Origin of the sequence: Flagellimonas hadalis (genome assembly GCF_007785775.2) — a bacterium.
GTDB classification, from domain to species: Bacteria; Bacteroidota; Bacteroidia; order Flavobacteriales; family Flavobacteriaceae; genus Flagellimonas; species Flagellimonas hadalis.
This window is the reverse complement of sequence record NZ_VNIK02000001.1, coordinates 179,628-200,551: the sequence shown is the minus strand read 5'-3', so window position 1 is coordinate 200,551 and position 20,924 is coordinate 179,628. Positions and strand designations below refer to the sequence as shown.

16 protein-coding genes are annotated in these 20,924 nt (G+C 40.2%); 7 read left to right on the top strand and 9 right to left on the bottom strand.

Annotated elements, in window-relative coordinates; genetic code table 11:
• Positions 1-31 precede the first annotated feature (31 nt).
• Positions 32-1,696 carry a glucosamine inositolphosphorylceramide transferase family protein gene (locus FOT42_RS00805; protein WP_151888674.1) on the top strand — a complete coding sequence of 555 codons (1,665 nt, stop codon included), beginning with the start codon at positions 32-34 and terminating at the stop codon, positions 1,694-1,696.
• Between the two features lie 12 nt (positions 1,697-1,708).
• Here the strand turns inward: FOT42_RS00805 and FOT42_RS00800 are convergent, their stop codons facing one another.
• The 3 genes from FOT42_RS00800 to FOT42_RS18440 form a co-directional block, all read right to left on the bottom strand.
• Positions 1,709-2,704: a glycosyltransferase family 4 protein gene (locus tag FOT42_RS00800; RefSeq protein ID WP_192938295.1), complete on the bottom strand. Its 996-nt coding sequence runs from the start codon at positions 2,702-2,704 to the stop codon at positions 1,709-1,711.
• A 73-nt stretch (positions 2,705-2,777) separates the two neighbouring features.
• Positions 2,778-3,848 carry a glycosyltransferase gene (locus FOT42_RS00795; RefSeq protein ID WP_151888672.1) on the bottom strand — a complete coding sequence of 357 codons (1,071 nt, stop codon included), beginning with the start codon at positions 3,846-3,848 and terminating at the stop codon, positions 2,778-2,780.
• A gap of 14 nt (positions 3,849-3,862) precedes the next feature.
• Positions 3,863-4,399 carry an acyltransferase gene (locus FOT42_RS18440; protein ID WP_151888671.1) on the bottom strand — a complete coding sequence of 179 codons (537 nt, stop codon included), beginning with the start codon at positions 4,397-4,399 and terminating at the stop codon, positions 3,863-3,865.
• 120 nt (positions 4,400-4,519) lie between these two features.
• Here FOT42_RS18440 and FOT42_RS00785 point away from each other — a divergent pair, with 120 nt between their 5' ends.
• The gene (locus tag FOT42_RS00785) at positions 4,520-6,055 is read left to right on the top strand and encodes a lipopolysaccharide biosynthesis protein (protein ID WP_151888670.1); all 1,536 of its coding nucleotides are present in this window, start codon (positions 4,520-4,522) and stop codon (positions 6,053-6,055) included.
• Positions 6,052-7,344, top strand: a complete 1,293-nt coding sequence (locus FOT42_RS00780; RefSeq protein ID WP_151888669.1) for an O-antigen ligase family protein — start codon at positions 6,052-6,054, stop codon at positions 7,342-7,344. Before FOT42_RS00785 ends, FOT42_RS00780 begins: the two co-directional genes overlap by 4 nt.
• Here the strand turns inward: FOT42_RS00780 and FOT42_RS00775 are convergent.
• Both FOT42_RS00775 and FOT42_RS00770 read right to left on the bottom strand, forming a co-directional pair.
• Positions 7,337-7,918: a serine O-acetyltransferase gene (locus FOT42_RS00775; RefSeq protein WP_151888668.1), complete on the bottom strand. Its 582-nt coding sequence runs from the start codon at positions 7,916-7,918 to the stop codon at positions 7,337-7,339. The genes FOT42_RS00780 and FOT42_RS00775 overlap by 8 nt on opposite strands.
• 11 nt (positions 7,919-7,929) lie before the next feature.
• Positions 7,930-9,207 carry a nucleotide sugar dehydrogenase gene (locus FOT42_RS00770; RefSeq protein ID WP_151888667.1) on the bottom strand — a complete coding sequence of 426 codons (1,278 nt, stop codon included), beginning with the start codon at positions 9,205-9,207 and terminating at the stop codon, positions 7,930-7,932.
• Between the two features lie 525 nt (positions 9,208-9,732).
• Here FOT42_RS00770 and FOT42_RS00765 point away from each other — a divergent pair.
• Positions 9,733-11,352: a hypothetical protein gene (locus FOT42_RS00765; protein WP_151888666.1), complete on the top strand. Its 1,620-nt coding sequence runs from the start codon at positions 9,733-9,735 to the stop codon at positions 11,350-11,352.
• Positions 11,353-11,480: 128 nt separating this feature from the next.
• Positions 11,481-12,614 (top strand): glycosyltransferase family 4 protein, encoded by a 1,134-nt coding sequence (locus FOT42_RS00760; protein ID WP_192938294.1) that lies wholly within the window; start codon positions 11,481-11,483, stop codon positions 12,612-12,614.
• Between the two features lie 23 nt (positions 12,615-12,637).
• On the opposite strand, the gene FOT42_RS00755 is transcribed toward FOT42_RS00760, so the two are convergent.
• Both FOT42_RS00755 and FOT42_RS00750 read right to left on the bottom strand, forming a co-directional pair.
• Positions 12,638-14,014, bottom strand: a complete 1,377-nt coding sequence (locus tag FOT42_RS00755) for a phenylacetate--CoA ligase family protein (RefSeq protein ID WP_151888664.1) — start codon at positions 14,012-14,014, stop codon at positions 12,638-12,640.
• Between the two features lie 45 nt (positions 14,015-14,059).
• Complete coding sequence (locus FOT42_RS00750; RefSeq protein ID WP_151888663.1) at positions 14,060-14,302, bottom strand: hypothetical protein; 243 nt, start codon at positions 14,300-14,302, stop codon at positions 14,060-14,062.
• 308 nt (positions 14,303-14,610) lie between these two features.
• Between FOT42_RS00750 and FOT42_RS00745 the strand changes: the two genes are divergently transcribed.
• On the top strand, positions 14,611-16,848 hold the full coding sequence (locus FOT42_RS00745; RefSeq protein ID WP_151888662.1) for a TonB-dependent receptor: 2,238 nt from the start codon (positions 14,611-14,613) through the stop codon (positions 16,846-16,848).
• Between the two features lie 10 nt (positions 16,849-16,858).
• Positions 16,859-17,221: a heavy-metal-associated domain-containing protein gene (locus FOT42_RS00740; RefSeq protein ID WP_151888661.1), complete on the top strand. Its 363-nt coding sequence runs from the start codon at positions 16,859-16,861 to the stop codon at positions 17,219-17,221.
• Between the two features lie 75 nt (positions 17,222-17,296).
• Here the strand turns inward: FOT42_RS00740 and FOT42_RS00735 are convergent, their stop codons facing one another.
• Together FOT42_RS00735 and FOT42_RS00730 are read right to left on the bottom strand one after the other, a co-directional pair.
• Complete coding sequence (locus FOT42_RS00735; protein WP_226789764.1) at positions 17,297-18,685, bottom strand: tyrosinase family protein; 1,389 nt, start codon at positions 18,683-18,685, stop codon at positions 17,297-17,299.
• Between the two features lie 74 nt (positions 18,686-18,759).
• Positions 18,760-20,841, bottom strand: coding sequence for a fibronectin type III domain-containing protein (locus FOT42_RS00730; RefSeq protein WP_151888660.1), 2,082 nt, complete (start codon positions 20,839-20,841; stop codon positions 18,760-18,762).
• Between the last annotated feature and the right edge of the window lie 83 nt (positions 20,842-20,924).

The following is a 20,924-nucleotide window of genomic DNA, read 5'->3' as shown; positions in this document are numbered from 1 at the left end:
AAGGGAACAAATTCTATATCCATAGAAATAGATGGCTGCAAACAAACTGAAGATCGGGATACTTATAAACGATTACAGAATACCACTTTGGGAATACAGAATGGTCCAGAACATCTTGGCATCCGATCATTCTGAAGTTGCCCTTATCGTTCGAAAGAAAAGTATGGCCGGGACCAACAAAGATGGTAAACTAAAAACCTTGTGGAAGGTCAGGAACAGTCTTCTTTACTTTCTGCACGGCAAACTGGAAAACAAACTCTTTAAACCGCGTCCAAATGCCTTTCAGGCAAAAGACCTAAAAGAATTAATTGAGTGCCCAGAAATAGTAGTTTCCCCAAAGGAGACCAAGTTCAGTGATATTATAGGTGCAGAAGACATCTCTAAAATTCGTGAACACAATATCGATGTCTTCATCCGATTCGGTTTTAGGATATTGAGAGGAGAAATCCTTAAAAGCTCTAAATTCGGTGTTTGGTCCTACCATCATGGTGATAACGATATAAATAGAGGTGGCCCTCCTGGCGTTTGGGAAGTTTATGAAGGATGGCACAATACCGGAGCTGTTCTTCAAATACTTACAGAGGATCTTGATGGTGGCCTTACTTTGGCAAAAACCCGAGCCTCTACCGACTCCGTTAGTATCAACCGTAACAAAAACAACTATTATTGGAGTGCCACTTCATTAATTACCAGAAAACTGGCGGAGCTCCACAAAAAAGGTGGTACGGTATTCATGGATGAAGTGCTACGGGACAATGCCAAACCGCAGATATATTACAACCGTTTGTTCGTTGCTCCGACAAATGGCGAAGCTCTTAAGGCGCTACTTAAAATCTATACCGGTGTTTTCAAAGGGTGGGTAAAAAGGATTTTCTTTTTCAACCAATGGATCTTGATGTACAGCTTCGAAAAGAAGGAGCAACTGTCAAAATCTTTTTTCAGATTTAAAAGAATTGTTCCCCCTAAGGACCGTTTCTGGGCAGACCCCTTCATTTTTGAAAAGGACGGAAAATATTATGTTTTTTTTGAGGAATTGATCTACAAAAATGGGTTGGGCAATATTTCCGTTTTGGAATTGGATGAAAAAGGCAATTATTCTGAACCAAAAATTGTTTTGGAAAAGGATTACCATTTGTCCTATCCTTTTTTAATAGAGGACAATGGCAACCTTTATATGATTCCTGAAACAGCAGAGAACAAACAGATTGAATTGTATAAATGTGATCAGCTCCCTTTAAAATGGAGCTTGGAAAAGGTGTTAATGAAGGATGTACAAGCGGTGGATACCACAATAATATCCCATGAAAATACCTACTGGCTTTTTTGCAACATCAAAGAAAACGAAGGTTCATCCACTTCCAATGAATTATTTTTGTTTTACGCGGACAATCTCGTGACCAATAATTGGACTCCCCACCCCAAGAACCCCATTGTTTCTGATGTAAGTTCTTCTAGACCTGCCGGTAAGATTTTTGAATATAACGGGCATTTGATAAGACCGTCACAAAATTGCGCAAAGCATTATGGCCATGGTATGCAGCTTCAGATGATAAAAGTACTTACCAAGGAGGATTATCAGGAAATCAATCTGCAATCCATTTATCCAAATTGGGAAAAAGATCTGGTTTCAACACATACCATCAACCAAACCGGTAAACTAACCGTTATTGATGCTCTGGTAAAAAGGAGAAAATAGTGTCTCCGCTTCCTATTTGGATACTGACCTATACAATTCAAGATGTCGATTAAAGACTTCTTGGATGGAATAATTTCCAACAACATGCTCATAGAATGCATCACTCTTCTCTAGCGCATGAACATAATCTTCCATTACACTCGCCATGGCTTCAGGAAACTGTTCCATTTCGACCACATATCCATTCTCTTCCGAAACGATGTCAGGAATGGAACCCACTGGAGTACAAACAATGGGAAGTCTGGCAGCCCCGGCCTCCAATATCACAACAGGCATACCTTCCCAATGGGATGGCATGATCAAACAATGAGAAGATTTCAAATATTCAACAACCTTATTGGAAAACCCATGTAAAATGATTTTATCAGATTGCCCCTCCGTTTTTATCTTTTCCTGAAGTTGCTCTCGCATAGGACCATCCCCTAAAACATCTATTTTAAAGTTTTCCAGCCCCTTAGACCTTAAAAAATTAGCCAGTTTTGGCAATATAAATGGATTTTTCTGCTCGGTAAGGCTACCCAAGAACAAAAAATGAAAAGGTTTGTTGGTCAAATCGGCACTTCTCACATTTGCAGCAACTTCAAAGTTTGAAATGTCCAGCCCATTGGGAATAATTATTGAGTTCTTTAAAAACCACTGTGTACCACTTTTGGAAAACAATATATCCGCCTTACGTAAACCTTTGGAAACACCCAATATATATGCCCTATAGGCATGGTTGACGTTTGTATTGTGAAGTGTGAATACAATAGGGACGCTCCTGAAGAACAATTTGAACAAAATTCCGATTACAAGTGCATGGAACATATGGCAATGTAATACCGGATTTTTCTCTTCTTTCAAAATATCCTTAAGTCTTATAAGCCCTTTTCTTATTTTTGAAAAAGATGATATGCTTAAAAAGTGGTATTCCAGTTTGGCATCCTTAAACTTTGATTCAATGGTGTTGATGTCACTTATGGGAATAACCAAGGTCTTTGCATTATGTTTCTTGGCTTCAACACCCAACTTCAGTACCATTTGTTCCGCACCACCTCCACCCAAACCTGTGATCAGGTGTACTATTGTTATTTCCTTCATCTTATTCTGTTAACATTTTTCTGAACATAGCCTCATACTTTCCAATAATAATGGAAGACCTAAACTTTTTATAAACACTTTCTCTGATCATGGTGGGGTTCCAATCCATCCCTACCATAGTATTCAGTTTTTCCACAAACTCCTCGTCGCTTTCAACCATGTAACCATTGATTCCCTCTTCCAAAATTTCTTTTGTCCCTCCTGGCACATTATAGGCAATAACAGGGATACCGGAAACACAACTCTCCATCACTGCATTTGGAAACCCTTCAACATAAGAACCTTGCAGAAATACATCATGCGCAATAAGTTGCTCATTGATCATTTTGGTGAACGGAATGTATTTAATGTAAGGTGATAGTCCCAATCGTTCTGCCTTGTCTTTTATTTTGTTTTCTTCCACACCACTTCCTATAATGGTATATTCAAATGGAAAATCCACTTTTGACAAACTGACCAATAACCTCATATGGCCTTTTTCTGGGCTAAGTCTACCAATGGTAATCAGTTTTTTAATTTCGGAAGAAGCCATGTCCCTATCGGAAAGTTGCATGTTCTCTGGGGCCGGATTGGCTATGACTGTCATTTGACTGTCCGACAACTTATAAGTGCTCTTAAAATCTTCGTACATATCCCTGGACTGGCAAACTATCATATCCATTTGTTTATACGCAAAACGATACAAGGGTTCCCTACTGAAAAGATTCCTTCTTGTTGAAAAAGAATTAAAGACACTTATAACACTAGCCTCCCTACCTATAAATTTAGTTTTTGGGAAGAATATCGAAAAGCAGCCCAAAAGTGTATTTAAATGGCCTATTGAGGACATTACTATGTCAGGTTTGGCCTTTACCAATATTCTGATTAGTGGCCATGAACCTTTCAAGACCCTATCTTTGTTCAAAAAAAATACAGGGACATCTTTGATATCATATGCTGCATCGACCTTGTTTCCAATAATGATCAATGAGGCCTTAAATTCAGACTTATCCAAATTGGACGCCAAAAAGCTAATGACCCTCTCAGCTCCCCCGGCCCTGAGTGAAGGCAGAACAAAACAAATTTTTTTCAAAATAAAAGATTGAATTATTGGAGATATTTTTTGACTTCTGGATCTATAACTTGGTTAATCCTTTCCTTAAAATCTAGACTAAAGTCCATATCATTTCGGGACACGAAGGTATCCAAAGCTTTTTGTTTGTAGTCTTCAAATTTTCCAATAATTTTTGCAGGGTTTCCGCCTACAATATAGCCACTGGGTACCGATTTGGTCACTACGCTTCCTGCAGCCACTATCACATTGTCCTCAATGGTCACCCCTGGCATCACAATAGAGTTTATACCAATAAAAACATTGTTGCCTATGTTCACCCTGGCAAAATGCTCCCTTCTCCCTTTACCATCTTCTACCAACCAAGCAGCACCATCATGCGTGAGCAACTTTACTCCAGATGTAATGGTGACCTTGTTCCCAATTTTGATTAGCCATGGCTCAGAACCAAAGTTTGTGGTGAGCACTCTACAATCCTTGCCTACTTCAACCCCTAGGCTTCTTGCATAATCAGACCCGGAATACTTAATCTTTTTTATTGTCGTTTTAAGATAGTGGAAAATCTTTTTCATTTTGGTCTATTTTTGAAGCAAGCTAACAAAAGCTATGATTAACTTGCACGAAATATAAGGTTTTCATAGACCAAAACGTCTCAAAGACCAAAAAAGTATTAATAGTTTCAACATCGCGATATGAGCAAAAAATCCCTGACCAAAGAGGGTATAAAAGGAGCAGTATGGAGAACTTCAGGTTCCCTTTTGAAGATACTCGCCCAATTTATAATGCTAGCGGTTCTTGCAAGGTTAATTTCGCCGGTCGACTTTGGTTATGTGGCCTTTATCATGATTTTGGTTGGCTTTACCGATCTTTTTTCCAAAATGGGCATAGGGGGTGCATTGATACAGATGAACAATGTATCGGACCGACAGATTCGTACAGGTTATAACCTGTCGCTTTTTTTTGGATTAATCTTGGCTGTATCGTTTTATTTTGTCACTCCTTATTTGGCCATCTTCTTTAACATGGAAGAGATTATAGATGGCCTTCATTTTTTTGCTTTTATGTTTCCCTTGAAATCTTTGAACAGTGTTAGCGTGGCATTGTTGAACAGAGACTTAAGATTCGATGTGGCAGAGAAAATAACATTAAGCTCTTTTGTTTTCGGATATGCATTGGTATCCATCATCTTTGCCTTTTTTGATTATGGATATTGGGCCCTGTTGTATGGCCAATTGGCCATGCTAGTGGTTTCATGTGTCTATGCCAGCATATACCATTTTCCAAAATTCACTTTCAAGTGGGTTAAAAGTGAAGTGAACGAACTTCTTTTCTTTGGCAGTGGTTTTACATTCAATACAACCTTGGGTTATTTCTCGGATACGATAGATAATTTAGTGGTCAGCAAGTTCATAGGGGCGCAAGCTTTGGGTATTTATTCAAAGGCCTACCAGTTGTACGCCATTCCTGCGGGTATTTTTGGAGGTGTTTATGATTCGGTCATGTTTCCAATTCTTGCCAAAAGAAAAAGTGATGAGGCCAAGCTTAGGGACTTTTACTTTTTCAGTATCTCACTTTGCCTCCTTTTTTTGATGCCCATGAGTGTAGTCATTGCACTAAATGCTGAGCTCATAATCAAAATCGTATTGGGGCCAGGATGGGAAGACGCCATTCTTATACTGCAAATCTTGATTTTGAGCCTTCCATTCAGATTTGGCTATCGCATAAACCGATCCTTTTTAAAGTCACTTGGACTTGTGTATAAAGGTGTGGTCTATGAAGTCATCTTTTTTCTAAGTACTGCTATTTTCAGCGTTGTGGGCGTTAAACTTTATGGACTGCCAGGGCTGGCAATAGGTGTACTCTCCTCTTCCATTCTCTTTTTCATGGTTGTATATGTATATTTGAGTAGGCTATTAAAAATGTTCAGAAAGTTAAATCTGGCTCTTTTCAAGGACCTCCTTGTATTCAACATTCCTATATTGGTGTTCTGTTGGGCTGTTTCATACTATTTTGATCTACCTATTTGGACACTATTACTGATCAGTATGGTTCTCTTGCCCATTTTTCTATTCATTTTGTTCAGAAAACAAAGTATGGTACTCACAGAGAGCAATAAAGTTTTGTATAATCAAGTGGTTTCCAATCTTCCAAAACCAGCAGCCAAAATGCTATACAAGGCTCAAAGAAAAATTGAAAGTATTATCAGCAAATTAAGTACAAAGAAATGAAGACTTGGATATACTACTTGATTGCTTTTCTTATTGCTGTGGACAATGTTTTTGTTTCCAAAAGGATAGGCTTCTTAAGTGTAGACCGCCTTTTGGAAATAATGATATTCATTCTCTTTTTCAAAAGCTTTCTCAATGAATTAAGAACAAATTCATTCTTTAAAAAGTTCTGTCAGTTTCTAATGGTTTTCATCATCCTTAAGTTTTTGATGAACCTAAGGTTTTTGGCCCTTGGAGAGATTGAGTCGCTGGATATTGTCCGTGATCTTTTCAAAGGGTTCACTTTCATTATTTTTTCCTTTCTTTTTGTGATTATAATCAAAGAAGGCACTAAATATTTGAGAGTAATATCATGGGTCCACTTGGCCATACTTATATTTTCCTTACTGCACCATCCTCTTTCTCCGATTGCCGGCCAGGTCCAAGATTTCAAGGAAATCCTACTAACCTCTAACGATTCACAAATGGGTGAAGCAGATTTAAGCAACGAAGAGACATATATCGAACATGGGCTGGCCAACAGGTTTAGGTTATCAGGTCCTTTTGCATTTGCAATCACCTTTTCTTATTTCGCAATAAGTAGTTTTATCTTAAACCTATACCTGTTCATGAAAACCAGGAAAAAATTTTACTTGGTGGTATTGGGCTTATTGATCGTAACTGCCTTCCTTTCACAAACCCGATCACTGATATTGGGCTTGTTCATAATATCGGCAGGGTATTTTCTCATCATTCAGAATAAAAATGCGCGGTATAAATTCAATTTATTCGTAGCCTCACTGTTTTCAATCTTGATTTTGGCTTTAGTTTCAAGCTCAATAACCTCAATAGACTCCAGGGTTACCAGTGCGGATGGAACTGGTGGAGGGTCCGATAACAGACCTATGCTTTGGGCCACAGGAATACTGGCAGTTGTTGAAAACCCATTTGGTGTAACAAAAACAGACTATGACAAGACTAGACAGGCCATGTTCGAAGTTTCAGGAGATTCATCCATTCTCCATCTGACCTCACATAACGGATTGATCAATGTTGGGTTCCAATACACCTTTTTTGGATATATTCTTTTTGGGGCTTTTGTATACTTTCTTCTTAAACGCACGCTAAAACTTCCTAGGGACTATAAAATACTCTTCTTATTGTCGCTATTTGGATATTTGGTTCATACAAGTTTCCACAACAATTTCATACTATATGCAGATTACCCTTATCTAATGGTTTTGATCCTTATAGGCTATGCCAATGAAATAAAAGAGCGGGCGAGAAAAGAAAAATTAAGCTCTAATTAGCGTGGGGGATTAATTTTTTTATCTCTACCTCTTTTATCCTCTTTGCAGGGGAACCTGCTATCAATATATTTTCCTCAATAAACGTTTTCCCCACAGACGAATTGGCGGCAATAGCAATATTGTTCCCTATTTGTATGTTTCCAAAAATTTTCACTCCAGGTGCTATATAGACATTATCACCGATTATTGGTGCTTCAAGGCTTCCTCCTGACGCTCCAATATTGGTGCAGACATGTATCCTACAATTTTTGCCTACTCTTGCCCTGGAATTAACCACTATAGTCCCGTAATGGGCTATTGATAGCCCTGGCCCAAAAACATTCTCGGGTATTGAAAATCCTAATTTAAGGGCCAACTTTCTATGTCGCAACTTGATAAGGGCATAATAAACCTTTCCGAGTATATCCTTTCTGCAGTTTTTGTAATATTCCAATTTACGGAGTCCTTTCTGAAATTTCCAAATATAATCAGGAGCAATCAGCTGTTTTGCCCACATGAGCTTTCCATTACCAATGTTGAGCGCTTTCTTGTCGGCCAGTAAATATGCTTTATATTCTGCTTTGGATGATATCATCTATGGTATCTTTATAATCTACCGTCCACCTGATGTTTCAATATTCCCTTAACGTCATATACAACACCATTGGGCTTCAATTTATAGGATATGTCAATATCTTGGAATTCTTTATGAGCGACGACCAACACTACAGAATCGTACTTTTGGGTAGGTTCTTCATCCACAATTTTAAGGCCATATTCATGTATAACCTCTTCTGGATCGGCCCATGGGTCATAAATGGTCACATTTGCTCCATAACTTTCCAATTCCTCTATGACATCCACTGCCTTTGTGTTTCTTACATCTGGGCAATTTTCCTTGAAAGTAACACCAAGAACAAGAATAGATGCTCCTTTGACCTTTATATCTTTCTGGATCATGAGTTTTACCACTTCACTAGCAACATAACTGCCCATTCCATCATTTAACCTTCTTCCCGCTAGGATAATTTCAGGGTGATATCCATATTCCTGTGCCTTTTGGGCCAAGTAATAGGGGTCAACTCCAATACAATGCCCACCGACCAACCCTGGTTTGAATGGTAAAAAATTCCATTTAGTGCCCGCGGCCATCAAAACCTCATTGGTATCTATACCCATGAGGTTGAATATTTTAGCCAATTCGTTCACGAATGCTATATTAATATCCCTTTGGGAGTTTTCAATGACCTTTGCTGCCTCTGCTACTTTAATCGTGGGGGCCAAATACGTGCCTGCCGAAATAACAGACGAATACAATTCGTCAACTTCCTTCCCTATTTCCGGAGTAGAACCGGAGGTGACCTTCAATATTTTTTCTACGGTATGCTCCTTGTCTCCAGGATTGATTCGTTCAGGCGAATACCCAACATAAAAATCCTTGTTAAATATCAAACCACTTTTTAATTCAAGCCTTGGAACACACTCTTCTTCAGTAGCTCCCGGATATACCGTAGACTCGTAAACCACGACATCTCCTTTTTTGAGTAACGCCCCCACAGTTTCACTTGCCATATGTAGGGGTTTTAAAACTGGACGCTTAGTATTGTCCACGGGGGTAGGAACAGTTATAATAAAATAGTTGCAATCTGCGATATCGTTGACATTGGCTGAACAGAATAGACCTTTGCTTCCAGGCTTGTCCACCAAAACCTCCTGTAAAAGTTCATCAGATACTTCCAAAGTACTGTCGTTACCTTTTTTGAGCTCGATGACCCTACTCTGGTTGATATCAAACCCGACCACACTGTACTTGGTGGCAAACAAGCGAGCTAATGGCAGTCCTACATAGCCAAGACCTATAATGGCAATTTTATGTTCCTTCATCTTTTAAAGTTCATGGTTGAGTGTTATAATAATATATAATCTTTCAAAACTATTCATGGGTGGTGTATTGAACCCTATAAAACCATTTTTAAAGACTTGTGCAAAGAACATCATAACAGTGGCATTATCAAAAAAAAATCGTACAACGGTAAAACTTATTGGTCTAAGTTTTATTCTAAAGGTAAAGTGTACGCTGAATGCCATGCCCAATAACAATACCCCTTATCCGACTTTAAAAAGGAGGCCTAAAAACAATCGACTTTTTCTCAACAGACAGACAGACAGGATGGTATGGATGTTAAAGAAAATGGTATTTCATCGATTTATCATCCCTTTTATGTTAAAAAAATCGTCCAAGTAATCCATTTTATCGACCAAGTGCGTAATTAGCCGTTATAAATCTAGACGCAGATACAAAATTTAACTTTTCAACTAATTAAATTGATGCATTTCATCGAAAAAAAATTGCTTTTAAACGAGTACAAACATTTATTGAATAATTTTAGCTTCCAAATCAGATACCCCATGAAAAATGTTTTGCCCTTGGTCCGGATAATCTTTTTCTCACTTTTTATCATTCTCAATTCGTCTTGTGCCAAAGACAATGACTTGTTTACTGATATTATTAATGATGACATTGCCGACAATACTGATGATGATATCGATGGTGGTACCGATAATCCAGATAATGATGGTTCAGATGACGATGATTCTGGAACCACAAATCCAGATTTAGATGACAATACCCTAAAAGCTTTTCCTGGGGCATATGGAGGTGGATCCAATGCAACTGGCGGTCGTGGTGGGGTATTGGTCATGGTAAACACTTTGGACAGTAGAGCTCCTTTGGTATATGACTCGTCTTCAAACACATATAGTGGGGGTATAAGGGCTGCCTTATCACAAAATATTGGCCCGAGATATATAGTATTCAATGTATCTGGAAATATTGACATTTCTGGTTCCGACCTAACAATTTCAAGAGATGATATAACAGTCTTTGGCCAATCTGCACCTAGAGGTGGTATCACTATCCATGGGGATAATATTCAGTTCAATGGTGTGAACAACATTATAATGAGATATATCCGTTCCAGAAATGGGTCTACGGGTTCCTATGATTCATCGGGCGAGATATCTGATGACCAGAGCACATATGGCTTCAAGGTTAATGGAGGTAACAATATTATCTTAGACCATGTTACAGCTTCTTGGGGTGGCGACAAAGCCATACTTGTAGGAACAAATCAAGATGTCAGCCAAATGGGGCATACTGTTCAAAGAAGTATTGTGTCCAATTCCCATACATACATGCAGATGTCAATGCAAAACCCTGCTAATTTCAATAAAAGAGATTACATATCATGTATTCTCAATGTTTTTATGAGAGGCTCAAATAGAACTCCAAACATAGGAGGGACAGGAGGTTATGTAGAAGTAAAAAATAACGTTATACAAACCACTGGGACTAAATTTGGTGTCATCCAATGGTCAGACAATGCATACATTAACTGGAGTGACAATTATTACAGATTACCATCAGGAACTACAGAAACCAATGAATTTCAAAGGTCGGATGGGAAATACAATTCAAAAGGGTCCCCATATACAGAACTAAGACTTTATACCCAAGGAAATGTCTATGAAAATAAAAATGGTTTTGTACTGAATGGTTCCGAGGTGGGCAAAGACAGTAATGCACCCATTTGGACCTACAGGTTAGGAGGTGTGGGCAATGACACACCAATTGACAGGGATTTGTTGGTAGCATCACCACATAACGGCATTCCCAATTCAGATACGGGCCTATCTGCTTACGACGCTTTTGAAAGCCTGATAAATCAAGGAAATGTTGGTGCTTGTCACTATATGGATGATGAAGGAAGAATTAAATATTATATGGACCCTCTTGATGAAGATGGAATAAATGATATAAAGAGCAACACCATGAAAAGGACAGGGAACATAAATGATTGGCAATTGCCATCAATTCCTTCCATAATAAGACCTGATTCCTATGACACTGACAATGATGGCATGGCTGATGCTTGGGAAATACGTGAATTTGGAGACTTGTCACAAGATTACAATGGAGATTTCGATAAAGACGGCTACACAAACATCGAAGAATTTTTGAATCAATAAGCAAATAGAGTAAATTTATTATTAGTGTAAGGCACTATTCTGTCCATTACTAACGTTTATTTTTAACCATCCAATTCCAGCTCGCATCTTGGAAATGGATGGTTTTTAACTTAAATCTGCTTTCGTTTATGCCAAAAAAAATTCTGATCATATGCTCATATGCCAACTCCTTGATACATTTTAGGGGAGATTTTATTGCCGATTTACTGAAGAACGGTTTTATGGTGTATGGGGCGGCACCAGACATGAGCCAGGAAATCCACAGCAAATTGACAGAAATGGGAGCCATTCCACTGGAATACCAATTACAAAGGACTGGCATGAACCCATTCAACGATCTTAAATCCATTCTCGAACTGAAAAAAATAATCAAAGCCCATGACATTGACCTGGTTTTTCCTTACACCATAAAACCTGTAATATATGGGTCCATTGCAGCCAATATGTCCAAAATACCTGCTGTTTCATTGATTACCGGTTTGGGCTTTACTTTTACTGGCACATCCAAAAAAGCAAGGACATTGCAAAAAATAACCGAATTGCTTTACAAAGTTTCCATCAGAAAGAACAAGCTGGTCATTTTTCAAAACAGGGATGACCATAAACTCTTTCTAGAAAGAAACATTATCAAAGAAGACAACAAAGTTGATTTTGTCAGTGGTTCCGGAGTAAACCTTAACTCATACCCTACCCGCGTCAACAATAAAACAACGGATAAAATAATCTTCATACTTGTGGCCAGGTTGATCAGGGAAAAAGGTATCCACTTGTTCATCGAGGCGGCAAGTTTGCTTAAAAAGGAATTTCCAAATGCGGAATTCCACGTCATAGGAAAACCGGATCAGTCACCTTCCGCGATTCATTTGGAACAATTGCACAAACTCAATGAACAAGGCACCATTGTATATCATGGACGGCAAAAGAATGTTGCCGAGTTCCTTTTCAACTCAGATATTTTTGTATTGCCCACATTTTATCGGGAAGGCGTGCCCCGTTCCATATTGGAGGCACTTTCTGTAGGAATGCCCATAATCACCACTGATTCTCCCGGTTGTAGGGAAACTGTGGTGAAAGGAGAAAATGGGATATTGGTTGCCCCACAGGATTTGGACTCACTGGTGGAAGCCATGCGGTTTTTCTTGGAAAACCCCAAGCAAATTGAGATCAAGGGTTCCAAAAGCCGAGAATTGGCCGAGCAAAAATTCGATGTTAAGATCATCAATGCCAAATTGATTTCACTTCTTTCTGAAGAACTCAAATGAGAACCTCTTCTGGGAGAAAACCATTAAATCAAGGCATCACTGCATTTTGATGGCACATTCGGTTTCTCATTGAGCTTGTTTTCACTGGGCTTGTAGTTGTTGATGACCAATTTTCGCTTGCCAGAGGGCAATAGGGATATATTGTCCACATATTCAACATTGACTATTGCATTTTGTCCAAAATATCCTTTGTACTGTTCAAGAATATTTTTTTCATCCTTGTGATCATAAGAGGGTGTCACCTTCAACTTAATGGTGTACTCCCCTTTCTCGTCTTCAATAAATTGAAATTGGTCAATGCCGGAGTATTGTAGAATATGATGTATGATATGGGACGAAACATATTCACCCTTGGTATTGGTGAACATATCCATTTTTCTACCTTCAATTTTAGTGAATACCAAACTTCCGGTAACAGAATCCTTTTCCATGACACCAACATCGCCCGTATCATACCTGATCAAAGGCATACTGTAGTTGAAAAAATCTGTGATGACTATTCGTCCTTTGTCTCCAAGCTTTACCGGTTTATCTTCATTAAAATCCAAAAGTTCTATATGATAACTTGCCCAATTGATCTCAAAGTTTCCCGTATCACTATTGGTCTTTTGTTGGGCAAATATGCCATTTTCACTATTGGAATATCTCGAAACAGGGTCTTCACCTAAATATTTCCGCGTTCTTCCCTTTAAGTCCGGACTTAGTCCCTCCGCAATGGATATGATGGAATCAACCTTACAGTTGAGGGGTCTGCCCAAATGTTCTTCGATATATTTACAAACCGTGTCCAGGGCAGAGGAATAAGCAATGATGTTCACACTGGAACCATAATTTTCCATCTCCGACACCATCATGGCCAAATTTTCTTCGGTAAGATCATCCACAGAGTAAGCGGCAATATTCTGGATCTTGGCCAACATCTTCTTCTTTTGGTACTGTTTGTCCCACAGTCTTAAATAGAAAAGCCGACTTCCCAACTCATATCCAGCTTTTTCGGCAAAAAAACAGGTGTCGGCCGTATTTCTTTTCCTTTTGTTCTTGTCATGCAAAATCTTGAACGGCTTTCCGGTAGATCCGCTGGTAGTAACTTCATGGGCATATGCATTGGTATAGGTTTGACTCCTAAAGAGTTCAAAATTATCCCTCACCGTTTGCTTGTCTATAATTGGAAAATCATGAAGGCTCAACGAGTCGTGGGAAATATTGGAATAATACGGTACCGTGGTTGCAGAGTGTTCCAAGACATTGTATAAGTTTTGTGACTTGATTTTCTTGCTCATATCAGATTCCGGATTTTCCAAGACCCATTTGATCTCATCAAAATGTTTTCTGATTTTCCCTCCATTCAAAGTGTCAACGAACCAAAAGGCGCTTTTTCGGAGTTTGTGCAATATTCCCATATACTGTAAACTTTTAAGTCTCAGAAGTTTGTCAAAAATTGTTCATTATTTGTCGCCAGCATAAGAGCTGACATATATTATACCATTGTTCAAACTGTCCACCACATAGGTGTAGTACTTCGTACTTTCCTCCGGGATTTTCAGGTATCTACCATAATTGGTTTCTTCAATGATGCAATAGATAAGGGGATCGTGCCTTAATGGGTCATAACTGAGTTCTTTGTAACCTGATGTATCCTTGGGTTTTAAATCTCCAAAGGTCATTGAAAACAATGATACATGGCTCAAGAAAAAACTGCTGTTGTTTATTACCCGAATTTGGGTCTTTGTATTCTTCGGGGGAATTGCGCTACACGCAAAAAGAAAACAAAAAACAACACCCAAAAAAGTAATGGCATAATTTTTTACCATTTCAAGCACAATAATCCATCCATAAAATGCGATACTAAAATTACTGTTTGACAACTCATCATGATTTTTAATTCTGCCAAAAGCCAAAAAAATCTATGAACTGCGATCCAGTGTTAAAATAGTGGAAATAATCGATTTATGAATCACGAAAAGTGTAGTTTTATGACAAATATAATCCACTGAGGATGAGATTTCCCTTGGTCACCTTCCTGCTTTTTATCAATGCCTTATGCTATTCCCAATTCCAGGTCTCTGGAAGGGTTTTGGAGTATAGCGAGAAGGGGAAAACCATACCTGTGGCCAATGCAAGCGTTTACTGGCTCTCCAGTACGATTGGCACTACTACCGATTTTGAAGGAAACTTCAACACTCCCTACCAATCGAACATAAGACAATTGGTCATCAGCTCCATGGGATACCGTTCGGATACCATTCCGGTCAACCGACCCAATTTAGGGAACATTGTACTCTATCCCAATGTGGTCCTGGACGAGGTGGTCGTGGAAAAAGAAGTGGCCCCCATCCAAAAATCATTGTTCAAGGTACAGAACGTGGTGGCCGTGGATAGCAGGGAAATGCTCAAGGCAGCCTGCTGCAACCTTTCCGAAAGTTTTGAGACCAACCCTACTGTGGATGTGAATGTTTCCGACGCCATTTTAGGGGCCAAACAAATACAGATGCTGGGACTGAACAGCCCTTATTTGATGTTCACCCAAGAAAATATGCCTTCCATCAGAGGAGCCTCCCAGGTTTTTGGACTGTCGTTCACCCCAGGATCATGGATCGAGAGCATTCAGATCACCAAAGGTGCAGGCAGTGTGCTGAACGGTTTTGAGAGCATTTCCGGTCATATCAATACCGAACTCATGAAACCGCTCATAGACAAGCGATTCTTCCTGAACATGTATGCCAACAATTATGAGCGCTATGAATTCAACTCACGGTTCAACCACAATATCACGGATGAGCTAGGGGTAGGCCTATATGTCCATGCCAATTTGAGGAATGGCTATATCGATGACAATGGGGATTCGTTCTTGGATACCCCATTGGCCAACCAGGTCAATTTGATGAACCGATGGCAATACCTAAACCCCGAAAATGGTTGGGTGGCCTATGCCAACATCCAGTACCTCGCTGATGACAAAGAAATGGGGCAAACGGATTTTGACCCTGATACTGATAAACTCACCACAAATGCATGGGGGAGCGAGATCAATACGTCCCGACTGGATCTTTCGGCCAAATTGGGTTATGTGTTCCCAGACCTACCCTATCAAAGTTTTGGGTTCCAAACAGCTTACAGTGCACATGACCAGGATTCCTATTACGGTCTTAACCTGTACGACATCAACCATAAGTCCTTTTATTCCAATCTTATTTTCAACAGCATCATCGGAAGCACCCAGCATAAGTTCAAAACAGGTGTTAGTTATACCCATGACACCTTTGGCGAAATGGTAAATACCACAGCTTATGGCCGTACGGACAATTCCGTAGGTGCCTTTTTCGAGTATACCTTTGACAACTTGGAGGGTTTGGGCTTTGAGGCAGGCCTTCGGGCAGACCACCATAACAACTTGGGCAATTTCTTGACCCCTAGGTTTCATTTGAGGTATTCCCTTTGGGACAAGGCCACCTTCAGGGCCTCTTTTGGCAGGGGGAAACGGGGTGCCAATATTTTTACCGAGAACCAACAACTCTTCGCCTCGTCTAGACAAATCGTAATTGATGAATCGGGCGGTAACTATTATGGGCTGGATCCTGAAAAAGCATGGAACTATGGGGTCAGCTTTATCCAAAAACTGTATGTTTGGAACAGGGTGTTGGATTTCTCCGTCGATTTTTACAGGACCCAATTCGAAGACCAGATTGTGGTCGATTGGGAAAACCCCAGGGAGATATCATTCTATAATCTCGAAGGAAAAAGCTATTCCAATAGCCTCCAGATAGATCTGAACTACGAAGTACTTCAGGATTTTCACCTGAGATCCACTTACAAGTTCTTTGATGTGGCCACAGATTACACTAGTGGCACCTTGGACAAGCCCTTACAACCATCGTATCGTTTTTTCGTCAATCTCAGCTATGAAACGCCCAAAATACGCGAGGGGGGCCAATGGCGTTTTGATTTCACCACCAACTGGTTGGGCAGACAGCGATTGCCCAACACAACTGCCAATCCAGAAGAATTTCAGCTCCCCTCCCACTCATCCTCGTATATGTTGATGAACGCACAGGTCACCAAAGTGTTCTCCAATAAGTTTGAATGCTATGTAGGAGGTGAGAACATGGGGAACTTTACACAAGATTCCCCCATTTTGTCGAGCAATGATCCCTTTGGTACTTATTTTGACAGTACCCTTTTGTATGCTCCCGTTCTAAGGAGTACCTACTACGCAGGGTTTAGATATAAAATTTAATTCTGATAAAATGAAAACAACACTACTTACACTTTTGGCTCTGGTTGTAATGGGAATTGGCCATGCCCAGGAAAAGAACAAGTCGGTCAGCTTTGAGGTAAAAGGCAATTGCGGGATGTGCAAGAGCCGCATTGAAAAAGCTGCCATAAAAATGAAAGGAGTCAAGTTCGCTTCATGGGACACTGAAACCAAAAAGTTTACCGCAGTTATTGACGAAAGGAAATGTAGCATCAGCGATATTCAACAAAGAATCGCTGAAGTGGGACACGATTCGGATGGATATACAGCTCCCGAAGAAGTTTACGACAATCTGCCCGAGTGCTGTAAGTATCGTGATCCAGAGACCCAGCATATGGATCATGGCAAGCATTGAGCATAAAATATTCATGAGTAGACAGAAAAAAGGGGAGCAAAATTTGCTCCCCTTTTTGTATCGGTATTTCAGTTTTTACATCTTTATTATCCTTTTTACCACCAATATCTCCCCATTGGCATCCGTTACCCGGATTACATAAAATCCTGAAGACAGTCCGTAAAGGTTTTTGATGACCATGGTATCCGTATTTTGGAAGGCCTCTTCCCTGATCAGCATACCCATCATGTTGAACACCTCTATCACACAATCCGTACGCTTGTTCAACTTTACGGTTATCTTCTCTGTAAACGGGTTTGGTGCTGCCGTAAGGATAATAGGTTTGTCATCCAACAGGTCTCCTCCTTCTTCCCAGACAATAGGCTTATTGATTAACTCCGAATAAGGGTAAGGGTTCTTGGCACGGGTGATGGCTCCTTTGGAAAAAGATCTATTCATCATACCTCCGTTTTCGGTATCAATAATAGCTTCAAACGAAGATCCGGGCAACGCTTCAAAACCGGGAACAAGATTGATCTCGTTCACAGATTTAAATCTGGCAACGGTACCGGCAGGCACAATGAAATTATTACCTGCTTGTATATTGAATTGATAATAGAAAATCTCTTCTGGGTTATACGTATTGCTCACAATATAGTTGTCCAATTCGGCAAGTCCATCCTCCCCATAAAACACTCCATATACCCTGGAATCCGTAATATCATTGGGGTCGACCAAAGGTAAAGTTTCCCCGTCAAACACATAAGTCCCATCATATCTCAACATGGATGTTGTTTCATATGATGAAGTCCCATGCATGTCCTCCCAATCCTTCCATATTTTATCCACGAATGAATGGTGAAAATAAAACACAGGGTCTCTTGGTGATAATGGAGTGGGCATGGCACCACCGGTCCATACGTGAGCACCCCTGTGAACAGGACGCCTTTCAAGTTCATTGGAGAATTCATAAAAATTATCCATGGCCATGAGGGTACTGATATTTTGCGCTGTTGGTAAGGGTCCATTACTGGCCAAATTCCTCCTCAAATTCCAATTCACATTGAAACTTCCCAAAAGTTCTTCATCCCAAAGTGCATCTGTTGGTGACTGGTACTCCGAAGAATCCCAATAAGCAAGACTAATCTCAGGATTTATTTCTTTTACCGCTTGTTCCATTTCGAACATTTGCCTTCTGTGCCAAGCTAAGAAAATCTCCCTTTCGGATTCATCGGGAAGATTAAAGTGTAAATCCAATCGGGTAGGATCAGCTGTTTCATCAAAATTGAAAAACTGGGCATGGAACTGAGCCAAATCGTTGAATAGATCCGGTCCGTTTCTCAATTCGTAAAAAGCATTGACCAATTCTGTTATCTCATAGTCCGTCATTTCGTCAAAACTTTTTCGGATACTTTGTCCGAAACTTACTTGCAAACAGAACAAGTAGCAAATGGCGTTGATGTAGAAAAAGTATTTTTTCATCATAGAGCAAGATATACTGGGCATTTATTTTTCTGTTATGGTTTGGAATCTCATCTTTAAAAAAAATGATTCAAAAATCATCTCTTTTGCTGGCCTTTTTCCAACTCTTCGATTCTTTTCAAAATGTCGTTGATCTGTGAATTCTCTTTTTTCAATATTTCAATTTCATTCTGTTGGGACAGAATGTACAGTGTGAGTTCTTCTATTTTCTGCAACAATTTGGCATTCATCTGACCAAGATCTATACCTTCCTTCTGGACTTCTTCGGCACTTGGAATATTGGGTAAATGTCCATGCTCTGCGATAAAAGCTCTTACCTTCCAAAGGTCCATTAAATCAAATCCGTTCTCAAAGACAAAATCGGGCCAGTTCCCTTGCAATTCCACTTTCACACCTTCGGCTATCACATTCCCTGCCACTGCCAATCTATATCCTTGAGTATCGGTTGTTCCTATACCAATGTTCCTATCGGCGAATAAGTCCCTTGCTGTCCAATCCACTGTTTCAATATTGGCATTTTCGGAAGTATAGTCAACAATTCCATTACCAACAGAAGTCACTACGGTTTCCGTATTGCTTACAGGAGAAAGATTACCTGCTGCATCCTCGGCCACCACCGTAAAATCATAGCTTGTACTCGGTACAAGTCCACTTACATTGAACCCAGTGGTGGTACCGGTATTGGCAATGCTGTTCCCGTCCTGGAAGACCTCATAGTTCACTACTCCAACATTATCAGTCGATGCGGTCCATGAGAGCTGTGTCCCAGTCGAAGTAGTGTTGGATGAGGAGACAATAACGGCTGTAGGAGACTCATTGTCTGGAACTCCATCCGTGGTCACGCTCAAAATGTTACTTGATGGAGAAAGGTTACCTGCTGCATCCTCGGCCACTACTGTAAAATTATAGCTTGTACTCGGTGCAAGCCCGGTCACACTTAAACCTGTGGTTGTACCCGTATTGGCAATGCTGTTCCCGTTTCTGAAAACCTCATAGTTCACCACCCCAACATTATCGGTAGATGCGGTCCATGAAAGCTCCGTACTCGTTGTTGTGGTATTCGAAGAAGAAAGTACAACAGCTGTTGGTGCCTGTGTATCGGGTGGGCTCAAGGTATTTATCGTTTCAATATTGCTAACGGGCGAAAGGTTTCCTGCAGCATCTTCAGCGACCACTGTAAAGTTATAACTTGTACTCGGCGTTAGTCCAGTCACAATAAAACCAGTGGTGGTACCCGTATTGGCTATACTGTTTCCATCTTGAAAAACCTCATAGTTCACTACTCCAACATTATCAGTCGATGCGGTCCAAGAAAGCTGGGTCCCGGTCGAAGTAGTGTTGGATGATGAGACAACAACGGCAGTGGGAGCTTGGCCATCCCCGATTGTATTTATCGTCTCAACATTACTTAAGGATGAAGAATTTCCTGCTGCATCGCGGGCAACAACGGTAAAATTGTAGCTTGTTCCAGGAGAAAGTCCAGTCACGTTGAGTCCAGTAGTGGTTCCTGTGTTGGCAATACTGTTCCCATTTTGAAAGACCTCGTAGTTCACTACCCCAACATTATCCGTAGATGCGGTCCATGAAAGTTGAGTCCCGTTCATGGTCGTATTGGAAGATGAAACTACAACAGCAGTGGGTGCTTCAGTATCTGAATTGGGCGTTGTGATCGAAACAGCATCTATAAGTACTTGGTTACCTGCCTGACTACCACTTCTAGGCGACGAGTAAACACTTATCACTGGATTAGCATTAGTGGCGGTAAGGGACCAGGTGTATTCTGTCCAAGTTGGGGAGTTTATTGTAGTCGTCGCAAAGCCTGCAAAACCAGTCCAATTGGCAAATGCAGGACTATTCGCAAGGTTACCCTGTCTGGCCCAAATACTGATGTTGTATACTTGACCAACCACCGCATTGAAAGTGTAGGACATATCCCTGCCCGAGGAAGCATTACCCTGCGTAGCTACCAAACTTATGGCATAGGTACCTTGAAAAGGATTGGTCGTCGATGAAGTGATATTACCTGTACCTGACCATCCCGTCGTTGAGTTGGCCTCATTGCCAATTGATGCCGCATTGGCATGTGAGTGCAAATTCTGAGCGAATGTACCTGTGACACTAAATATGAAAAAGTAAAAGAAAAGTAGCTTTTTACTCATGGGAGGTTGATTTTTTAACAAGTTGTATATCTATTCATAAACAAATTTATAGCACACTACAGCTAGAGAGGTTTTTTTGATGG